At 37.8% G+C, this 21,176-nt stretch carries 16 protein-coding genes; 10 read left to right on the top strand and 6 right to left on the bottom strand.

Features of this window, described 5'->3' with window-relative positions:
* Window positions 1-295: 295 nt before the first annotated feature.
* Window positions 296-931 carry a response regulator transcription factor gene (locus ACWPWK_RS05735; RefSeq protein WP_109371383.1) on the bottom strand — a complete coding sequence of 212 codons (636 nt, stop codon included), beginning with the start codon at window positions 929-931 and terminating at the stop codon, window positions 296-298.
* 467 nt (window positions 932-1,398) lie between these two features.
* Here ACWPWK_RS05735 and ACWPWK_RS05730 point away from each other — a divergent pair, with 467 nt between their 5' ends.
* Window positions 1,399-2,394 (top strand): LacI family DNA-binding transcriptional regulator, encoded by a 996-nt coding sequence (locus tag ACWPWK_RS05730; RefSeq protein ID WP_109371381.1) that lies wholly within the window; start codon window positions 1,399-1,401, stop codon window positions 2,392-2,394.
* Between the two features lie 29 nt (window positions 2,395-2,423).
* Here the strand turns inward: ACWPWK_RS05730 and ACWPWK_RS05725 are convergent, their stop codons facing one another.
* Window positions 2,424-3,890: a glycoside hydrolase family 32 protein gene (locus ACWPWK_RS05725; protein WP_109371379.1), complete on the bottom strand. Its 1,467-nt coding sequence runs from the start codon at window positions 3,888-3,890 to the stop codon at window positions 2,424-2,426.
* Window positions 3,891-4,162: 272 nt separating this feature from the next.
* On the opposite strand from ACWPWK_RS05725, the gene ACWPWK_RS05720 reads away from it, so the two are divergent.
* The 8 genes from ACWPWK_RS05720 to ACWPWK_RS05685 all read left to right on the top strand — a co-directional run bounded on the left by ACWPWK_RS05720 (window position 4,163) and on the right by ACWPWK_RS05685 (window position 14,349).
* Window positions 4,163-5,110: an aminoimidazole riboside kinase gene (locus tag ACWPWK_RS05720; RefSeq protein WP_109371377.1), complete on the top strand. Its 948-nt coding sequence runs from the start codon at window positions 4,163-4,165 to the stop codon at window positions 5,108-5,110.
* A 235-nt stretch (window positions 5,111-5,345) separates the two neighbouring features.
* Window positions 5,346-6,257 (top strand): EamA family transporter RarD, encoded by a 912-nt coding sequence (gene rarD / locus ACWPWK_RS05715; RefSeq protein ID WP_109371375.1) that lies wholly within the window; start codon window positions 5,346-5,348, stop codon window positions 6,255-6,257.
* A gap of 125 nt (window positions 6,258-6,382) precedes the next feature.
* Window positions 6,383-7,567 carry a formate-dependent phosphoribosylglycinamide formyltransferase gene (purT, locus tag ACWPWK_RS05710; RefSeq protein WP_109371373.1) on the top strand — a complete coding sequence of 395 codons (1,185 nt, stop codon included), beginning with the start codon at window positions 6,383-6,385 and terminating at the stop codon, window positions 7,565-7,567.
* A 226-nt stretch (window positions 7,568-7,793) separates the two neighbouring features.
* Entirely contained in the window at window positions 7,794-9,677 is a 1,884-nt protein-coding gene (htpG, locus tag ACWPWK_RS05705) for a molecular chaperone HtpG (protein WP_109371371.1), read from the top strand.
* Between the two features lie 182 nt (window positions 9,678-9,859).
* Complete coding sequence (gene adk, locus ACWPWK_RS05700) at window positions 9,860-10,504, top strand: adenylate kinase (protein ID WP_109371369.1); 645 nt, start codon at window positions 9,860-9,862, stop codon at window positions 10,502-10,504.
* 168 nt (window positions 10,505-10,672) lie between these two features.
* A complete protein-coding gene (gene hemH, locus ACWPWK_RS05695; RefSeq protein WP_109371367.1) occupies window positions 10,673-11,653 on the top strand; it encodes a ferrochelatase in 981 nt (326 codons plus the stop codon).
* Window positions 11,654-11,816: 163 nt separating this feature from the next.
* Window positions 11,817-12,935, top strand: a complete 1,119-nt coding sequence (gene wzz(fepE), locus ACWPWK_RS05690; RefSeq protein ID WP_109371365.1) for an LPS O-antigen length regulator Wzz(fepE) — start codon at window positions 11,817-11,819, stop codon at window positions 12,933-12,935.
* Window positions 12,936-13,038: 103 nt separating this feature from the next.
* Window positions 13,039-14,349, top strand: coding sequence for an inosine/guanosine kinase (locus tag ACWPWK_RS05685; protein ID WP_088494776.1), 1,311 nt, complete (start codon window positions 13,039-13,041; stop codon window positions 14,347-14,349).
* 118 nt (window positions 14,350-14,467) lie between these two features.
* Here the strand turns inward: ACWPWK_RS05685 and ybaL are convergent, their stop codons facing one another.
* Together ybaL and ACWPWK_RS05675 are read right to left on the bottom strand one after the other, a co-directional pair.
* Entirely contained in the window at window positions 14,468-16,228 is a 1,761-nt protein-coding gene (gene ybaL, locus ACWPWK_RS05680) for a YbaL family putative K(+) efflux transporter (protein ID WP_109371363.1), read from the bottom strand.
* 238 nt (window positions 16,229-16,466) lie between these two features.
* A complete protein-coding gene (locus ACWPWK_RS05675) occupies window positions 16,467-17,705 on the bottom strand; it encodes an MFS transporter (RefSeq protein WP_109371361.1) in 1,239 nt (412 codons plus the stop codon).
* A gap of 261 nt (window positions 17,706-17,966) precedes the next feature.
* On the opposite strand from ACWPWK_RS05675, the gene ushA reads away from it, so the two are divergent.
* Window positions 17,967-19,631, top strand: a complete 1,665-nt coding sequence (gene ushA, locus ACWPWK_RS05670) for a bifunctional UDP-sugar hydrolase/5'-nucleotidase UshA (protein WP_109371359.1) — start codon at window positions 17,967-17,969, stop codon at window positions 19,629-19,631.
* A 121-nt stretch (window positions 19,632-19,752) separates the two neighbouring features.
* Here the strand turns inward: ushA and ybaK are convergent, their stop codons facing one another.
* Together ybaK and ACWPWK_RS05660 are read right to left on the bottom strand one after the other, a co-directional pair.
* Complete coding sequence (ybaK, locus tag ACWPWK_RS05665) at window positions 19,753-20,232, bottom strand: Cys-tRNA(Pro)/Cys-tRNA(Cys) deacylase YbaK (RefSeq protein WP_109371357.1); 480 nt, start codon at window positions 20,230-20,232, stop codon at window positions 19,753-19,755.
* Between the two features lie 34 nt (window positions 20,233-20,266).
* A complete protein-coding gene (locus ACWPWK_RS05660; protein WP_109371355.1) occupies window positions 20,267-21,076 on the bottom strand; it encodes a TraB/GumN family protein in 810 nt (269 codons plus the stop codon).
* Window positions 21,077-21,176: the final 100 nt, after the last annotated feature.

Genomic DNA, 21,176 nt, shown 5'->3' with positions numbered 1-21,176 from the left:
AATCATAATAGTTATTAATAATAGCGATTATGAAAATAATATATACAAATGTTTTAAATTGAAATTAAACGAACACTAATGAAAGGGTGGCATCAAAATAAGCTGCCGCCCTTTCTATCGTAGAATGGTGTCTAGCGTATTAATTATTCCCATATTAGGCGTAATTCATCCAAAATAGAATATTTTTAGAAGTACAGCTTTCTCTCATTAATAAAATTTAATGAAAATTAAACAGGTCATATCGTTATATAGTAAGATAATACAACCCATTGATAAATAGAAATCACATTGTAAATTAGTTTGCTCTTAAATCATATTTCTTAAAGAAATCATACTCTTGAACTAATTGTGGTAGTGATCTTATTTTCAATTTCGTATACATATTTGAACGATGCACTTCAACTGTACGAGGCGATAACGAAAGTTTTTCTGCCGCTTCTTTGCTCGTATTTCCGTCAAGGATCATCTCCATAACCTCTTTTTCTCTATTAGATAACTTACCAAATTTATCTTTTAGAGATATATATGTTCGGAATTGCTCAACTTCACTTTCATAATGCAGGAAAGATTCCGAGACAATATTAAGAAGTTCATTCACATTTAGAGGTCGAGTTAAATATTCGAAAGCCCCTGATTTAAATGCGTTACGACAACTCTCAATGGAACTATCCCCAGAAATAATAATAACAGGGATGATGTTTTTCAATTTGTTGAGTTCTTTAATCAGTGCAATTGATGGTGCTGCACTACTCTTTGTATTAATTATGATGCACTCTTTATGAGCTCCTTTTGTTGATGAAAAATAGTATTTCAAGAAAGCCTGCTCATTTGAATAGGTTTTCACATTAGCCGCTAAAGAAGAAAGAACGGCTTTAAGTTGAACTTTTGTACTGTCATCTTCAAAAGTGATTAAGTGGATTATTGATTCCATATGTTGCTCCTGGTTTTACTCTGCTCTTACACTAAAAGTGAATGAGTAACGAAATTTGACTAATTTATAAGTTTTTTATGTAGGGTAACATTCACGCAACGGAGCCATATTCAGAATATATCAAATTAAAAATGATTAATACTTCTGTATTATATTATAGATAAAATATCAGAACTTTGTTTTGTTTCAATATTTGTATTTTATAGATAAGAATAATTTATTTCTATAATGAAAGGATGAGATAACTATTATTAATTGTAACTAAGTTTTTTATCGTAAGTGATTTTAACTATATTAAACTCACTTAATAAGTAAAAAAATAATATATCTAGGTGTTTTTTTATGAAGTAATTAATAGTCGCATTTAGTTACAATACAATTCCCTTTGTGGCTTTTTGGCTTTACTTCTTGTAAAATAGCACTTTATTTCTACTGACCCTTTTTAATAAACCAACCGAGCCAATACTATGGCGTCACTGAAAGATGTAGCTCGACTTGCATCCGTTTCTTTGATGACAGTCTCAAGAGCGATTAATAACCCTGAGTTATTAAAACCAGAAACACTGAAACAAGTCCAAAATGCGATTGATCAACTTAACTATGTTCCAGATTATTCTGCACGAAAAATTCGTGGTCAAGGAACAAAAGTATCATCAATTGGTGTTCTGGCAATTGATACCGCAACGACACCATTTTCTGTGGAAATGATTTTATCGATAGAACAAACCGCAAGAGAATTTGGTTGGAGTTCATTTGTTGTTAATTTGACTGCACAAGATTGTTATGAAAATGCCATTTGGCAACTTTTGGCTCAACGTCCAGATGGTATTATTTATACCACGATGGGGTTGCGTGAAATCACCGTACATGAAAAGTTGCTCGATAAGAATTTAGTGTTAGCAAACTGTTTGGATAAAACGCACGCTTTCCCAACTTATATTCCCGATGATTATCATGGACAGTATTTTGGGATGAAAAAAGTCATCGAGAAAGGGTATCGCCGTCCTTTGTGCTTTTATATACCTGAAGAGTCTGTTGCAGGGCCTATTCGTCGTAAAGCCGTTGAAGATGCTTGGCAAGAGGCTGGGCTACCATTGTCGGATCTACAACAATATACGATGATGTTTGGAGATGAACACTATCGTGATGTGATTGAAATATTGAAAAAGCATTGTGTTCATCAAAAGGCTGACTTTGATATTCTCATTTGTGGTAATGACCGTATCGCTTTTCTCGCTTACCAAGTTTTACTTTCTATGGGATTACGTATTCCAGAGCAAGTGGCTGTTTTGGGATACGATAATATGATTGGTACGGGAGAATTGTTTTATCCACCATTAACAACGGTACAACTGCCTCATTATGAGTTAGGTAAAGAAGCGACATTGCATATTATTCAAGAACGAAACCATAGAGATACCGTACACGTACCTTGTCAATTAGTTGAACGTGAGTCTATTTAAAGACTCACGTCTTACTTACCTTCTTAATATTAGTAAATACTATTTAGCTGCCAATATTGACCATTAATCAGTGTTGCATCGCCATTCATGGCAAAAAGACGTAAAGTTTGAGTATCTTGTTGAGCATAATATCGGCTGCTAAAGGTGAATTCACCTTTGTTTACAAAGACTTCAATTGATGAACGATCAATGAAAATACGTAAATTCAATTCACAACCTTCAGGTAATGGAATACTTCTAGCTCCACTCATATTGTGCTGAGGATAATGGCGGTTAAGAACCAAACGATTTGATTGATTATCAACAAATAGCTCAAGCCCTTCACCTAGCCATAAGCCAAATTTTTCAGCATGACTGTCTAAAGATAATGTTAAGTCGAGTTCGATAGCGGTAGTATTATTTATTAGTTCGATAGATTGATTACTGAGTGTTAATGGCTGGATAGTCTGTTTTTCTTGGCGCAATGATTCGACTTCTTTAACAGGGATCATGCGTAAGCGATTTTTGGATTTATCAAACGTGATTTCACGAGGGAGTGTAAAACAACCAGACCAAAATTCAGATTTTGAAGGCATTGGCGAATTCCACATATCCATCCATCCCATTGAAACACGACGACCATCAGGTGTCGTAAATGATTGTGGCGCATAATAGTCATGGCCATTATCAAGTTCAATAAAGTGACCTTGTGGTTTAAAGGGTTGATTTGGCGACCACTGGCCAATTAATGCCCCTGATTGAAAGAGATTGCGATATTGATAGCCTTCGGCTCGTTTTCCTTGTGGTGAGAAGACGATTGCAAATTCGTTTTCTTGGCTAATAGGGAAGAAATCAGGGCACTCCCACATATAGACATTTTTATCATCCGTTTTTCCTAAAACAGTGTAATCGTTGTTCCACTGTTGACCTTCTTCAAATAAGGTTTCGCTAGAGAAGAGTAGGACTTGTCCTTGATCTTTTTCATCACGAGCACCAACAACCATCCACCATTTACCGTCTTGATACCAGACTTTAGGATCACGAAAATGCATATAACCTTTAGGGGGTTCTAAAACGATCCCTTTTTTCTCAAAATGAATGCCATCTTCACTGATAGCAACACATTGCGCTTCATAGATTTGACTATCATCCCCTTCGGCGGCTAACCAATTGTGTCCGGTATAGAAAAGATAGAGTTTACCTTCATGGCTAATTGCTGATCCTGAGAAGCAACCACTTTTGTCGTAGTCATCTCCTGGTGCTAACGCAATAGGTTGATGTTGCCAGTGGATCATATCGGTACTTGTGGCATGTCCCCAATGCATTGGTCCCCAATCTTGAGAATAAGGATGGTGCTGATAAAAGGCGTGATATAAACCATCGTGATAAATAAGACCATTAGGATCATTTAACCAACCCGCAGGTGCTGCCAAATGAAACTGGGGATAAAATTTATTGCCTCGTTTTTCAATCAAAGTATTTAAGGCTTTTGTTGATTGTTCTAAGCGGTGTTTCATATCATTATCCTTATTATATTTTAGAGTTATTAGTGTGTTTTTAAGATCACAAAAGGGTAAAGAACAGATGTAATCACACTATTACTCTTGCTGTTAACGATAACATTTAGAGTGAAAAAAATACGATGCATGAGATTGACTTTATCATCTTATCTCATTATGTTAACGTTATCAGTGTGGATTTACGAGCAATATCTTTACTTATTCGTTATGAATAGTCATAAAAACAGAATATAGTTAAGAAAAATAATTGCTTATCTTCAGGAGAGATTATGAAAGTCTGGTCTTTAGGTGACGCTGTTGTTGACTTGATCCCATTGCAAAACATGCAATATGAAGCATGTGCTGGTGGCGCGCCAGTCAATGTTGCTGCGGGCGTTGCTAAGCTTGGTCAACAAAGTGGTTTTATTGGACGTGTAGGTGAAGATGCGTTCGGCCATTTTATGCAAAAAACATTGTTTGATCTGGGCGTTGATACTCGTGCAATGGAATTTGATGAGTTTCATCGTACCAGTACTGTTCTTGTCTCTTTACAAGAAAATGGTGAGCGTGATTTTACTTTTTTAGTTGCTGAGTCTGCTGATCAATTTTTAACAGAAAAATCTTTACCTGCGTTTGAAAAAGATATTTTGCATTTTTGCTCTTTAGCATTAGTGAATCCCATTTGTCGCTCGACCTTAGATTGTGCAATCAAAAATATTAAAGAAAGCGGTTCACTACTGAGTTTTGATATTAATTTACGACCTCAAATGTGGCGTGATCATGAAGAAATGCGCGAAGTTATTGATAATTATGCGCATAAAGCGGACATATTAAAATTATCCGAAGATGAGCTTACGTGGATGACACAAGAAGTGACATTGAATAATGCACTTAAAAAATTAGAAGATTATCCCGCTCGTTTAAAAGTGATCACCCAAGGCTCTAAAGGTTGTTTAGTTTTAACGCCAAATACCCAAGTCGCATTTAGTGCCTTTATCGTTGAATGTATTGATACAACCGGTGCTGGCGATGCCTTTATGTCAGGCTTGTTAGCTGCGCTTGCTGAATATGGTTTTGCTGAAGATGAACCATATCTATCAAAAATAGTGACGCAAGCAGCTGCTTGCGGTGCTTTAGCCACCACTAAAAAGGGGGCAATAGCCGCGGCACCAAGTCGTAAAAAATTACATGATTTTGTTCAGCAGCAACCGCCTTTGCATGTTAGGGAGATTTTCTAACAACTCACCTATTTTTTCTGGTTGTGGTTTTTACCACGGTTTTCCCTTAATGGATTTTCCTATTCTCCATTTATAACGACTTTTCTCGGAGTGGTTATTTGTGGAGATTTTTTTTATCTCATCTATGCTGTTGTACTGATGTTTGATCAATCAATCAGCGATGCCGATCATATTGTTCTGCCAATTTTAAGCGTATGATATTAAATCTTATCGACTTTTATTGATGGAACATTAAATGTGGGCTCAATCGGGCGCGGTATTAGCCATTTTTTCTTATATTCTTTGGGGAATTACTCCTCTGTTTTATCGGCTGTTACCGGGAGCGCAGCCGTTAGAAATGTTGGCTCAGCGTTTGATCTGGTCTATCCCTCTTTTATTACTCGTGCGACTCTTTATTAAAAATAGGACACGATGGCGCGCTGTTTTACAAGATAAGCGCTCTATTTTTATGTGTCTATTTAGCTCAATGGCTATGGCTGTTTCTTGGTGTACATTTACCTATGCATTAACACATCAACAAGTATTAGAAGCGAGCTTGGGGTATTTTATTAATCCGCTTTTCTCAATTTTATTAGGCGTCATATTTCTTAAAGAAAAGCTTAATTCAGCAGAAAAATGGGCTGTTGCCTTAATTTGTGCTGGTGTGGGCTATCAATTGTGGATGTACGGTGAATTACCTGTATTGGCTATAATGATGGGCGGTGCATTTGCTGTATATGGATTAATTCGTAAGTTTATTCGTTTTGATGTGATCACGTCTTTATTTATGGAAACCCTTTGGTTAATGCCATTAGCAATAGGCGCTACGATTTGGTTGGTTGTTACCGATAAAAGTGCATTACCTTCGGCTGATAATTTGACTCGTTTTTATTATATCTTAACAGCTCCAGTGACTATCTTACCGTTATTATTCTTTACTGCTGCCGTCAAACGAACCACGTTAACCGTGATAGGATTAGCGCAATACATTGAACCTACCATTCAATTTTTATTGGCTGTTTTCTTATTCCATGAAGCTTTTGATGAAGTAAAAGGCGTGAGTTTCTCACTGATTTGGTTAGGACTTTTATGCTGCATCTTAGCACTTATCCGAAAACGCCTTAATTATCTAAAAATTCAAAAAGGAAAACGTAGCCAAACAATGTAATTGTTTTATTTCTCTGCCTGATTATTTTTTTGTCTGGCTATTTTTCTATCAAGCTAAATCCGTTATGCTATATGAAAGGCAATCGTTTGCGTGATTGTGATTTTTATTAATGGTGAGGATAAAAAATGACAGTGCTGGGTACGGCTCTTACAGCAAGTGCAACAAAAGTGATGTTATTAGGTGCCGGTGAATTAGGCAAAGAAGTTGCGATAGAATGCCAACGCTTGGGAATTGAAGTGATTGCCGTTGATCGCTATCTCAATGCTCCAGCTATGCATATTGCTCATCGTCATTATGTTGTAAATATGCTTGATAGCGATGCATTAAAGCAAGTTATTGAACAAGAGCGACCTGATTTTATCGTTCCTGAAATTGAGGCTATTGCAACAACGTTACTGGTTGAATTAGAACAAGCGGGGCAAAAAGTTGTTCCTTGTGCCCGTGCTGTAAAGCTAACTATGGATAGAGAAGGTATTCGTCGTTTAGCCTCGGAAACACTGAATTTACCTACATCGAACTATCAATTTGTTGATGATGAAGTGAGCTTTAAAAAAGCGGCTCTAGAAATAGGCTTCCCTTGTATTGTAAAACCTGTCATGAGTTCATCTGGAAAAGGGCAAAGTGTTATTCGTAATGAAAACGATTTAGCTCAAGCTTGGACTTACTCGCAAGAGGGCGGGAGAGCAGGAAGAGGACGCGTTATCGTTGAAAAAATGATCCCATTTGATTTTGAGATCACGTTACTGACTATTCACGCTGTTGATGGTACCCATTTTTGTGCCCCTATTGGTCATCGACAAGAAAAGGGTGATTACCGTGAATCATGGCAACCTCAAAAGATGAGTGACATCGCGCTTGCTAAAGCAGAGCATATTGCGAGTAAAGTGGTTGAGAACTTAGGGGGCTATGGTTTATTTGGTGTTGAGTTGTTTGTTCAAGGTGATGAGGTATTCTTTAATGAAGTCTCACCTCGCCCTCATGATACTGGATTGGTGACACTAATTTCTCAAGACTTATCAGAGTTTGCGCTTCATGTTCGTGCTTTTTTAGGCTATCCCATTGGTGGAATTCGCCAATTAGGGCCTTGTGCATCAGCGGTTATTTTACCAGAGCTTTATAGTACGAATATTGTGTATTCTGGTATTGAAAAAGCGTTGAAGGCGGATCGTCAAATTCGCCTTTTCGCTAAGCCTGAAATTGCTGGCTTTCGTCGTTTAGGTGTTGTGCTTGCTCACGCTGATACGATAAAACACGCATTAGATGAAGCAAAAGCAGGTGCAAAAGCAATTGTTGTAAGTGATGCCAAATAATTAGAAATGTAATCTAAATTAGCCTATTTTACCGCTAAGTGAATATTATCAACTTAGCGGTAAAAACATCCAACAAGTATTATTTTGGCTCAAACTTTAATCATATAAGGTGTGTAATCACTTTTATTAGCTTAATTTCTTACTCAACCCTTGAAACTTGCTTAACTATCCCCACTTTTTATTCATATTGATTTTTTTCGCCAAATTAGGATTAATTGAGGTAAAAATGAGTATGAAAGGTCAGGAAACAAGAGGATTTCAGTCAGAAGTTAAACAACTTCTTCAATTAATGATCCATTCTCTTTACTCCAATAAAGAAATTTTCCTTCGCGAATTGATTTCTAACGCATCAGATGCGGCTGATAAATTGCGTTTCCGTGCATTATCAGATGCAGCGCTTTATGAAAATAACGGCGAGTTGCATGTACGCATTTCCACTGATAAAGAAGCTCGTACTCTGACTATCAGTGATAATGGTATTGGTATGACTCGTGATGAAGTCATTGATAATCTCGGTACTATTGCAAAATCAGGTACAAAATCATTCTTAGAATCTATCGGACAAGATCAAGCTAAAGATAGCCAACTAATTGGTCAGTTTGGTGTCGGATTCTATTCTGCGTTTATCGTTGCAGATAAAGTGACAGTACGCACTCGGGCTGCTGGTGAAAGCGCAGATAAAGGTGTTTTTTGGGAATCTGAAGGTGAAGGTGATTACACCGTTGCTGATATTGAAAAAGCTGATCGTGGTACTGAAATTACGCTTCATTTACGTGAAGGTGAAGATGAGTATTTAGATGATTGGCGTCTGCGTAGCATTATTAGTAAATATTCCGACCATATTTCTCTGCCTGTTGAAATTGAAACGAAAAATGAAGAAGACGGCACAGTAACATGGGAAAAAATTAATAAAGCGCAAGCACTGTGGACTCGAAACAAAGCTGAAGTGAGTGATGAAGAGTATAAAGAGTTTTATAAACATATCTCTCATGATTTCGCAGATCCATTAAGCTGGGCACATAACCGTGTAGAAGGTAAGCAAGAATATACAAGCTTATTATATGTGCCTTCAAAAGCGCCTTGGGATTTATGGAATCGTGAACAACGCCATGGTTTAAAACTCTATGTTCAGCGTGTCTTTATTATGGATGAAGCTGAGCAGTTTATGCCTAATTACCTACGTTTTATTCGTGGGTTAGTGGATTCTAATGATTTACCGTTAAACGTTTCTCGTGAAATTTTACAAGATAGCTCTGTTACACGTAATTTACGTAGTGCATTAACTAAGCGTGCATTACAGATGTTGCAAAAATTGGCAGAAAACAAGCCTGAAGAGTATCAAGCATTCTGGAAAGAGTTTGGTTTAGTCTTAAAAGAAGGCCCAGCAGAAGACTCATCTAACATTGAAACTATTGCTAAATTACTACGTTTTGCATCAACGCATAATGACAGCGATGCTCAAACAGTTTCACTGGAAGATTACGTTAACCGTATGGTCGAAGGCCAAGAAAAAATCTATTACATCACTGCTGATAGCTATGCCGCTGCGAAAAATAGCCCTCATTTAGAGCTGTTCCGCAAAAAAGGTATCGAAGTACTGCTGTTATCTGATCGTATCGATGAGTGGATGATGAATTACCTGACTGAGTTTGATGGCAAATCATTCCAGTCTGTCAGTAAAGCAGATGAATCTCTTGATAAACTTGCTGATGAAGAGAAGCAGGCTGAGCAAGAAGAAACAGATAAACAATTAGCGCCTTTTGTTGAACGCATTAAAACCTTGCTAGGGGATAAAGTTAAAGATGTGAAATTAACACATCGTTTAACAGATACTCCGGCAATTGTGACAACCAGTGCTGATGAAATGACAACACAAATGGCCAAGTTGTTTGCAGCAGCAGGACAAGCAGTGCCAGAAGTGAAATATAACTTTGAGCTGAACCCAAATCACCCATTAGTGAAACAAACCGCCGAGTTAACCGATGAAGCGTTGTTTGCGGATTGGGTAAATTTATTACTGGATCAGGCTTTATTTGCTGAAAGAGGCTCTTTAGATGATCCAAACCAGTTTATTCGCTTAGTGAATCAACTTTTAGTTCAAAAAGCGTAACTGTTTTCGTTTTCAAACATTTAAACCACGTTTATCTGAAAAGAGAGCGTGGTTTTTTCTTTTTCGATAAAAAATAAAATGCAATCGCTACCGTGATTTCTTGAGCGATGACCTCACAAAATGGTATGGTAATGCGTTTTCGAGTTTAAATATAAAAAATTAAATGCAAGGGGATTTACGCGATGCGTATCATTCTGCTAGGCGCTCCAGGCGCTGGTAAAGGCACTCAGGCTCAATTCATTAAAGAAAACTATGGTATCCCACAGATTTCAACTGGTGATATGTTACGTGCGGCAGTAAGTGCAGGTACAGAACTAGGACTGAAAGCAAAAGCACTGATGGACAATGGTCAGTTAGTGACTGATGAATTAGTTATTGCGTTAGTTAAAGAGCGCATCAAACAAGACGATTGCCGTAATGGTTTCTTGTTGGATGGGTTCCCAAGAACAATTCCACAAGCTGATGCAATGAAAGAAGCGGGTATTAACGTGGATTTCGTACTGGAATTCGCTGTACCGGATGAAATCATTGTCGATCGTATTATTGGTCGTCGTGTTCACGCACCATCAGGTCGTGTTTATCATGTGAAATTTAATCCACCTAAAGTGGAAAATCGTGATGACGTGACGGGTGAAGAATTAACAACGCGTAAAGATGACCAAGAAGAAACTGTTCGTAAACGTTTAGTTGAGTACCATACTCAAACTGCACCATTAGTTTCTTATTACCAAAATGAAGCTAAAGCAAACAATGCGAAATACTTCAAAGTTGATGGTACACAAAAAGTAAGCGAAATTAACGCTGAACTGAAAAGTATCCTTGGCTAATTCGTCATTGTGATGACTAATCCCGGTTGAGCCGGGATTTTTTTATCTTAAAAATAAGAAGATGAGATAAAAAGCGCGATCCAATAAATTGACAAGCACAATCTATTATTTTCCTTTATTCTTCTACTCTTTGGTTATCCTAATAAAATAACTCTAAGGAGTCATAGTATGAATGATGCTAAGTATGGTGTTCTTTTGGTTAATCTAGGCACACCTGATGCGCCGACAACGGGGGCTGTTCGACGTTATTTGGCACAATTTCTTAGCGATCCTCGTGTTGTTGATGTTTCTCCTTTGATTTGGAAACCAATATTACAAGGGGCTATATTACCGTTTCGCTCACCTAAAGTGGCTAAATTGTATCAACAGATTTGGATGGATGAGGGATCGCCACTTTTAGTTTATAGTCGAGCGCAACAACGTGCGGTTGCACAGCGATTACCTAATATCCCTGTAGAGTTAGGAATGTGTTATGGCAATCCATCACTAAATGAAGGGGTTGAAAAACTATTACAACAAGGTGTTGAGAACATTATTTTGTTACCACTTTATCCTCAATACTCTTGCTCTACTTCTGCTGCGGTATTTGATGGTGTCAGTCGAATTTTTAAAGACATGCGTACAATGCCCTCTCTTCACTTTATTCGTAGTTATCCTACTCATCCGCTTTATATCAAAGCACTTGTCACCTCTATTGAGAAAAGTTTTCAGCAATATGGCAAACCCAATCGTTTAATTCTCTCTTTCCACGGTATACCTGAGCGTTTTATCAAAACGGGTGATATTTATTACGATGAGTGTTGCCTCACAACAGAAAAATTAAAAGAGCAATTAGAAGAGAAGCTAGGTTATCCTAAAGAACAAGTTATGTTGACATTCCAGTCACGTTTTGGCCGTGAACCTTGGCTATCGCCTTATACGGATAAAACGATGGAAAAACTGGGAAGTGAAGGGATTGAACATGTACAGGTTGTGTGCCCAGGATTTTCATCTGATTGTTTGGAAACATTAGAAGAAATTAATGAACAGAACCGAGAGTTCTTTATTCATGGTGGTGGCAAACAGTATGAATACATTCCGGCATTAAATGATGATCCTGAGCATATTGACTTGCTAGAAGCGATGATCAGAGAGGTATGCAAAAAATAATTACTGAATTCGATAAATAAAATTATCGGATTTGATGATATATTAATTTGATCATATTTCAGTTATATATAAACTTATCTTTTCTCATTTTTTAAGTATTTTAGTGTGAACCACTAAAAGTGCTGATAAACGGACACTGCATTACCTAAATTTAGGCAGGAAAATGAATAGTAAGCTTTCAAAACCACAATCTTCAGAAGTTGATAAAGGACATTTTGACGATTTCTATCTAAAACAGAACGATGAAATCGATCTTTTTGAATTATTTTCTGTTATTTATAAATCAAAATTTGTCATTATTGGTATCACGTTATTATTTGCTATCGTTGGCTTTACTGTTGCAAGCTTTTTACCACAAAAATGGACGAGCCAAGCTGCAATTACCAAGCCAATGCTTGATGAGATGAAGCAATTAAGAGCAACATTGACTGAGCTTAGCTTAGTGGATGTTGATACTGGTGTGAATGGTTCATCTGTTTATCAAAAGTTTATCAATAACTATAACTCTCGTGTTTTACGTGAAGAATATTTAATAAGTACGGATTATTACAAACGTTTGTTGGCTAAAATGGAAAATCCAACGCCTCTGGATAAGCGTAAACTAATTGAAGAGATTGTAACGAAAGACATTAATCTAAAAGCTTCAGATGATAAAAAAAGTGAAGATGAGTTTAGTGGAGAAATTAATCTAAGCTTTACTGCACCAACTTCAGAAGAGGCTTATGATTTACTTTCTGGTTATATTCGTTTTATTTCCACCAAAGTACGTATGGAAGTAAAAGACGAAATTGATGACCAAATTGAACGTAAATTAAGTTTTGCGCAAAAAGCCTATGAAATGGATTTAGAGCGTATTGCCAATGCACGTAATGTGAATGTGCAACGTCTAAAATATGCGTTAGAAATTGCTAATGCTGCTGGCGTGAAAAAACCGATTTCAAGTGAAGGTGCGCAGATTAAAGATGATCCTGATTACTCTATCGCAATGGGTTCTGATGCATTAGGCAGTAAACTGGCAATCACAGAAGCTATTACTGATCCAACAACAGTAAGCACTGATCTGAAAAACCGTTTATACAATATTCAACAGTTAGAAAAAGTGAAATTAGGCGAGCTTCAATTTGTACCATTCAAATATATGTTGAAGCCTTACGAACCGACTAAAAAAGATGCACCTAAACGTGCTCTGATTTTAGTGGGTGCTGCTTTTGTTGGTTTCATTCTGTCTGTTATGGGTGTTTTACTGAGCTATATGGCAAGAAGCCGTCGTAAAACCGCATAAAAATATCTTTAAATAAGTAGGTGTACTGACGTACACCTACTGCCTCTCCCATAATATTGTGTTAACATTGCGCATCTTTTTTAGCTGTGTAGCATCGTTCACAATGAAATTCCCTGGCAAACGAAAATCCAAACACTATTTTCCCGTTAGTTTACGAGATCCTCTATTACAACCCATCATCAATATGACGGAGAGTGAATCCTCTCGCGCTTATATCGTGGGTATTGACCAAACATTGGTTGATATTGAAGCGAAAGTTGATGAAGAGTTTATTAACCGTTATAACTTGAGTCAGGGACACTCTCTTGTTATTGAAGATGATGTCGCAGAGGCACTTTATCGTGAATTAACAGACAATAATCTGATAACACACGAATTTGCTGGTGGCACTATTGGTAATACGCTACATAACTACTCTGTATTGGCTGACGACCGCTCTGTGTTATTAGGTACTATGTGTAATAACATTCAGATTGGTAGCTATGCTTATCGTTATTTATGTAACACATCTAGCCGTACAGATCTCAATTACCTTCAAGGTGTTGATGGTGCCATTGGGCGCTGCTTTACGCTGATCACGGAAAATGGTGAACGCACATTTGCTATTAGTCCCGGCCAAATGAATCAACTTAAACCTGAAAGCATTCCGGAAGAGGTGATTGCAGAAGCTTCCGCATTGGTGTTAACGGCTTACTTAGTTCGCTGTAAACCAGGTGAACCGATGCCACTAGCAACCATGAAAGCGATTGAGTATGCGAAAAAATATGATGTGCCGGTCGTTCTCACACTTGGCACAAAATATGTTATTGCAGATGATCCACAATGGTGGCGTGATTTCTTAAAAGAGCACGTTTCTGTTGTAGCCATGAATGAAGATGAAGCTTTTGAATTAACAGGACATGCTGATCCTCTGTTGGCTTCCGATGTTGCTTTAGAATGGGTTGATTTAGTGCTTTGTACTGCGGGACCTGCTGGGCTTTATATGGGGGGGTATACAGAGCACAGCTTTAAGCGCCAAACCACACATCCTTTATTACCCGGTGCTATTGCTGAATTTAATCGTTATGAATTTAGTCGTGCAATGCGCCGTAAAGATTGTGACGAGCCAGAGAAAGTCTATTCTCATATTGAACCTTATATGGGCGGCCCTGAAAAAATCATGAATACCAATGGTGCGGGTGATGCAGCATTATCAGCATTACTGCATGATATTACAGCAAATAGCTATCATCGCATTAATGTGCCAAATTCAAGTAAGCATCCTCGGACTTATTTAACTTATTCATCATTAGCACAAGTATGTAAATATGCTAACCGAGTGAGTTATCAAGTGTTAAGCCAGCATTCTCCACGCTTGACGCGCGGTTTACCTGAAAAAGAAGACAGCTTGGAAGAAGCCTATTGGGAACGATAAGTTTGTATTGTTTCTAAGTCTTGTTTTATCAGTGTGAAATAAAAAAACCTATCAACATTTATTGATAGGTTTTTTATTGACTTAAATTCTATGGATTTAAGTGATTACCTGTGTTTGATTATTGCGCTGCACTAGGTGCAATGATTTGTTGACCATTTTCAGGTGTATCATCAATAGCACAACCAAATTCAACTTCTTTAATTAGCATATCCGCCATTGCAGATGCTGTTTGATCTTCATCGATAACGACGTGATTTGCGCCTTTTTCAAGGATAAAAGAAGCTTCTTCATCATAGTTAGCTCGCACGATAATATCGTCAAAATGGGCGCGAACAATGATATTTAAATCAGGGTTCATACTTCTTGCCGTTTCAGCGACATCGGCTGCTTCATAACCATTAGGTATCGTCAGTAATAAAGATTTAGCACAATCAATACGGGCTAAAGCAAGTGACTCTTTAGTCGATGCATTACCCAGTACGGTATTTAAACTTTTCTCTTTTAACTCAGCAAATTTATTACGACTATTTTCGATAATCACTAATGGAATAGATTGAGCTAATAATTTTTCAGCAAGCATGCTTCCTGCACGTCCATAACCGACGATAATGGCGTGACCACAAATATCAACAGGGACAGGCATCTCTTCTTCCAGCTCTTCTTGTTGTAGCTGTTCCATTTCTTCTTTGGTTTCTGTTTTTGCCAGATAACGGTCTAATAAAGAGAACAGAACTGGGTTTAGCATAATCGAGACTAAAGCACCGGCTAAAACAAGATTACGTGCATCTGGCTCTAAAACGTTTAGCGCTACACCTAGACCCGCAAGGATAAAGGCAAACTCACCAATTTGAGCAAGACTGACAGAAATGGTTAAGGCTGTTCGTCGGGAATGCCCAAACATTCGTACAAGCACCAACGCGGCGACAGATTTACCAATAATAATGATAGCCAGTGTTGCTAAGATACCAAGAGGATGTTCAATTAACACCATTGGATCAAACAGCATACCAACAGACACAAAGAACAGAACAGCAAAGGCATCACGCAATGGCAAGGTATCTTGCGCGGCTCTGTGGCTTAACTCAGACTCATTAAGCACCATACCTGCAAAGAATGCCCCTAATGCGAAGGAAGCATCAAATAAGGTTACAGCGCCATAAGCGATACCTAAAGCTAGGGCGAGTACACTTAGTGTAAATAGCTCACGAGAGCCAGTTGCCGCGGTTTTAGCTAAAATCCAAGGAATAAGCTTACGACCAACAATCATCATGATTAAGATAAAGGCTACGACTTTACCGATTGTGATACCTAAATTGATCATGAGTTGAGAAATATTGGTTTGATCGCTACTTTCCAGCATATTGGCAATAGCTGGGAGTAAAACAAGGGCTAATACCATTGCTAAGTCTTCAACAATCAACCAACCAATGGCAATTTGACCTCGTTGGCTATCAATCAGGCCTCTTTCTTCAAGCGCGCGCAAAAGAACAACGGTACTTGCTGTTGATAGGCACAAACCGAATACAATGCCACTAAATAAACCCCAGCCAAAAAATGCTGATAATCCCAACCCTAATAGTGTTGCTACTGCAATTTGAGCAATAGCACCCGGAATAGCGATGGCTTTTACTGCCATCAGATCTTTTAACGAAAAGTGTAAACCTACACCAAACATAAGCAGAATAACGCCAATTTCAGCGAGTTCAGGAGCGAGAGATGTATCAGCGACAAAGCCAGGAGTAAATGGACCAGCGAGTACACCCGCAGCAAGATATCCTACTAAAGGTGAGATTTTTAGCCGTTGAGCGATCATGCCTAAAATGTAAGCAAGTGCTAACCCACCAACAATGGTGGTAATGAGGGGTGTTGAATGCGGCATCAATTCTCCTTCTTTTTATAAAACTACATGTATCGGGGGGCGAGTAATATAGCAGGCTGATAGTTTAACGTATTCATGCAATAAATTCGCTAAAAATTATCGATTATTTATAAAAATAGCAAGTTGATTGAGTTTTTTGATGCAAATGCACTTTTTTATGTTATTTTAATCAGTCTTATCTTTTAAAGTAAGAAATACCCTGTTACCCGTTCATTTAGATAACAGGGGTAATTACAAGTTATTCAGTTTTATCTACCCCAATATTAGGAAGAAAAATGGTGAAAATACCTAACAGTGGGAGATAAGCGCAGATATGATAGACATATTCAATACTCTTCTGATCTGCAATATATCCTAAGACCGCAGCACCAATACCACCCATCCCAAAAGCGAGTCCGAAGAAAAGCCCTGAAACCATGCCAGTTTTACCTGGAATTAACTCTTGAGCATAAACTAAGATAGCAGAAAATGCTGAAGCTAAGATCACACCAATGAATACAGTAAGTACGCCAGTCCAGTAAAGGCTGGCATACGGTAGTATCAGCGTAAAAGGCGCAACACCGAGAATAGATCCCCAAATAACGTATTTTCTGCCAATTTTATCGCCTACGGGGCCACCAATCATGGTGCCAGCAGCGACAGCAAAGAGGAAAACAAATAGGTGAATTTGTGCATTTTGTACTGAAACGCCAAATTTATGTATTAAATAGAAAGTATAGTAGCTACTGATGCTTGCAAGATAAAAATACTTAGAAAAAATCAGAATAAGTAAAATGGCTAAAGAGCCAAAAAGGGCTTTACGTGGCAATATTGCTTTTTTGTTTAGTACGTTAGGTTGTTTTTTCTTCGCTTCTTGTTGAATTTTATACCAACGGCTAACTTGTAATAGCACTATAATGGCCAGTAATGCAGCAAGAGAGAACCAACCGACATTACCTTTGCCATAAGGAGCAATCAGTAAAGCCGCCAAAAGAGGACCTAAAGAGCTGCCTAAATTGCCACCCACTTGAAATAGTGATTGTGCTAGTCCGTGTCTTCCACCTGATGCCATTCTTGCAACACGAGATGATTCAGGATGAAAAACAGACGAGCCTGTACCGACTAATCCTGCTGCGAGTAATAACATTGGGAATGTATCAGCAAAGGCGAGAAGAATAAGCCCTGTTAGCGTAAAACCCATACCAATAGGTAATGAGTAAGGCTTAGGATATTTATCAGTATAAAGACCAATAAAAGGCTGTAACAAGGATGCTGTAATTTGATACGTCAACGTTATCATCCCTATTTGCACAAAGCTGAGAGAAAATTCAGATTGCAACATAGGGTAAATAGCTAATATCAATGATTGGATCATATCATTGAGAAGGTGTGAAAAACTGATAGCAGTTAAAATACTAAAAACCGTATTACGCTTATTGGCTTTTCGTTGTAAAACGTCAGTTTCTTCTATGGGAAGCGTTGGATCGGCATTGCTCATTTTAATTCCCTGCCACATTATTTTGTTAATAAATTGTTTCTATTTTTATTGGTCTAGTTTACATCTATTTGGAGTTGAGTGCTTTTGTGAGAAATAGAGTTTGATTCATGTCTCAAAAAAACTATTGGATCAATGAAATAATAAAAAAATTATATAACCTACGTCATAAAATACAGCAAAAGTATTTAACTTCTGTCTTCTTTTTCTACTGTAGAACCATGGCAGAACCTTCTCAATAAATAATATACATGGGGATATACCATGAGCTTATCTTTTAAATTATCAGCATGCGCATTGACAGTTTCTTTAGCGATGGCGCCTGCGATGTCTCAGGCATGGGAAAAGGATAAAACCTACGAAATAACTATTCTACATACTAATGATCACCATGGTCATTTCTGGCATAACGATCGTGGTGAATATGGCTTAGCTGCACAAAAAACGGTTGTTGATAATATTCGTGATGAAGTGGCTAAAAAAGGCGGTAGCGTACTGCTGTTATCAGGTGGTGATATCAATACGGGCGTACCAGAATCTGATTTACAAGATGCAGAGCCTGATTTTAAAGGTATGAATCTTGTGGGCTATGATGCAATGGCATTGGGTAACCATGAATTCGATAATCCATTAGAGGTTTTACGTCAACAAGAAAAATGGGCAACATTCCCATTCTTATCTGCAAATATTTATCAAAAAAGTACGGGTGAGCGTTTATTCAAGCCTTACACCATTTTTGATAAGCAAGGTGTCAAAATTGCAGTATTAGGCTTAACGACTGATGATACTGTGCGTATTGGTAACCCAGCAAACTTCCCTGATACTGAATTCCGCAAACCTTCTGATGAAGCTAAAAAAGTTGTAGAAGAACTGCGTACAACGGAAAAACCAGACATTATTATCGCAGCAACTCATATGGGTCACTACGATGATGGTAATCACGGCTCTAACGCACCAGGTGATGTGGAAATGGCGCGAGCCTTACCAAAAGGCTACCTTGATATGATTGTGGGTGGTCACTCACAAGATCCTGTTTGTATGTCTCAAGAGAATAAAAACTACAAACAAGCGGATTATGTGCCAGGAACACCTTGTGCACCAGATAACCAAAATGGTACATGGATTGTTCAGGCTCATGAATGGGGCAAATATGTTGGTCGTGCAGATTTCGAATTCCGTAATGGTGTATTTACGCTAAAACATTACCAATTAATCCCAATCAACTTAAATCAGAAAGTGAAGAAAGACGACGGCACAACTGAACTCGTTTACTACACTAAAGAAATTCCTCATAACCCTGAAATGATGAAACTGCTGACACCTTACCAAGAAAAAGGTGGCGAGCAACTGAATGTTAAAGTGGGTGAGGTTGTTGGTAAATTAGAAGGCGATCGTAGTAAAGTTCGCTTTGTTCAAACCAATATGGCACGTCTATTATTATCAGCTCAAGCTGAACGTGCAAATGCAGACTTTGCCATTATGAGCGGTGGTGGTGTTCGTGATTCTATTGAGTCTGGTGATATCACTTACAAAGATGTTCTGAAAGTTCAACCATTCGCGAACGAACTGGTTTATGTTGATTTTAAAGGTGAAGAAGTCGAACCTTATTTATCAGCTGTTGCATGTATGAAAGTAGACTCTGGTGCTTATGCACAATTCTACAATGTTAGCTTAACCGTAGATGCAGACTGTAAAGTTAGCGATGTTAAAATTGCAGGTAAACCATTAGATAAAACAAAATCTTACCGTATGGCGACACTGAACTTTAACGGTATTGGTGGTGATGGTTATCCGAAAATTGATACACACCCAGGTTATGTAAATACGGGTTTCGTTGATGCTGAAGTATTAAAAGGTTATATCGAATCACACTCTCCATTGAAAGCTGATGATTTCGAACCTAAAGGCGAAATTGTTTACAAAAAATAAATCTTACCAATAACGCTTATATAGACAAAAGGCGACATCTAATGTCGCCTTTTATTTGAGGTCTAAATCACGTTAATTTCTTATTTTGAGGATGAGCCTTAAAATAAAAAATCATTAAGAATTATGACTCTTTACGAATAAGTGCAAATTGAGCACCTAATACAGTGCCTAAATCTTTTGCTGATAATTCAATATCTAAGCCACGTTTACCACCAGAAACAAAGATAGTGTCAAATTCGAGTGCTTGTTCATCAATCACTGTTGGTAGGCGTTTTTTCTGACCTAATGGACTTATTCCACCCACTAAATAACCAGTGACCTTTTGTGCAATTTGGGGATCTGCCATATCTGCTTTTTTAGCCTTAAGGCACTTAGCAACGAGTTTTAAATCTAACTGACCAGAAACGGGTGTTACTGCAACGGCAAGATTTTTAGCATCACCATTTAAAGAAACTAAAAGTGTCTTGAATACTTGGCGATTATCTAAACCTAATTTTTCAACGGCTTCATCACCAAAATTATGGACATTAGCATCATGCTCATAAGGATGAAGGGTAAATTTAATTTTTTGTTTTTCCAGTAAATTTACAGCGGGAGTCATAGTTATTCCTACTTACAAGGTTAGAACAATATCTTTATACTTGGGATGTTAATAAATCGATCAAATTTTCTTCGCCAAATAAATGAAGGGCGCCGACAGTTACCACATAACGACCTGCGGGTAATGTTGATAACGTGCTTACCCATTTTTGGTTACGGCTTTCCATTAAGATATCAAATACAGCTTTACTAAAGGTATTCGGTAACGGCGGTTGTTTCTCTCTACTATTATAATTTAACCACCAATTGATCATGATTTGCAATGTACGTGCATTATCGTGCCAATTTCTTAGCGTATCCTCGAGTAATTGCTGACCATCATGAGGAAAATTCAATAATAATGTGACCTGATCCTCAATGCCTTCGAGTTCAATAATACTTTTTTTGTGTCCATTAGCATGTTGAATGACTTGATAATCAATACCGTATTGCGGTTGCAATCCAAGTTGCATGGCTTGGGTTGATTGTAAAATTAACGCAATTTGCCAAAGTGGTTTATTCTCAAGTTGATAAAGAGAAAGTGAGAGGTCTTCACAATGTTGAATAATTTGAGAAAAAAGAGTTTCATTTAAACGAGTTTCTAGCGGATCTCTAAAGAGAGAGGCTTGATCAAAAGGTTGTACATCCGTTGAGATATCAGCTTCAACAATAATCGCATCTGCATTTTTTATTTCGTTAATAAGCACATTGGAGAGTGGTGACATTGTGGGAACACCCATATGGATACTACCCACCAGATGTAAAGAGATGTTATTAGGTAGCGTAATATCAACGGCAGGGTAAGGATAATGATGGGTGTTTTTTATCCCTATCCAACTTTTAACTTTCTGAAAAATACCCGTCATTTGATATGCTCCTTTAAGTGTCCATCACTAAGCTTCAGCATAACGGATTTTTGATTGAATGAAACAGAGAAAACGAAGCTTTACTCAGCTTTCTCTGTTT

It is taken from the genome of Proteus sp. Marseille-Q3619, assembly GCF_965283115.1.
The sequence above is the reverse complement of the archived record's forward strand: the minus strand, read 5'-3'. Positions and strand labels throughout refer to the sequence as shown.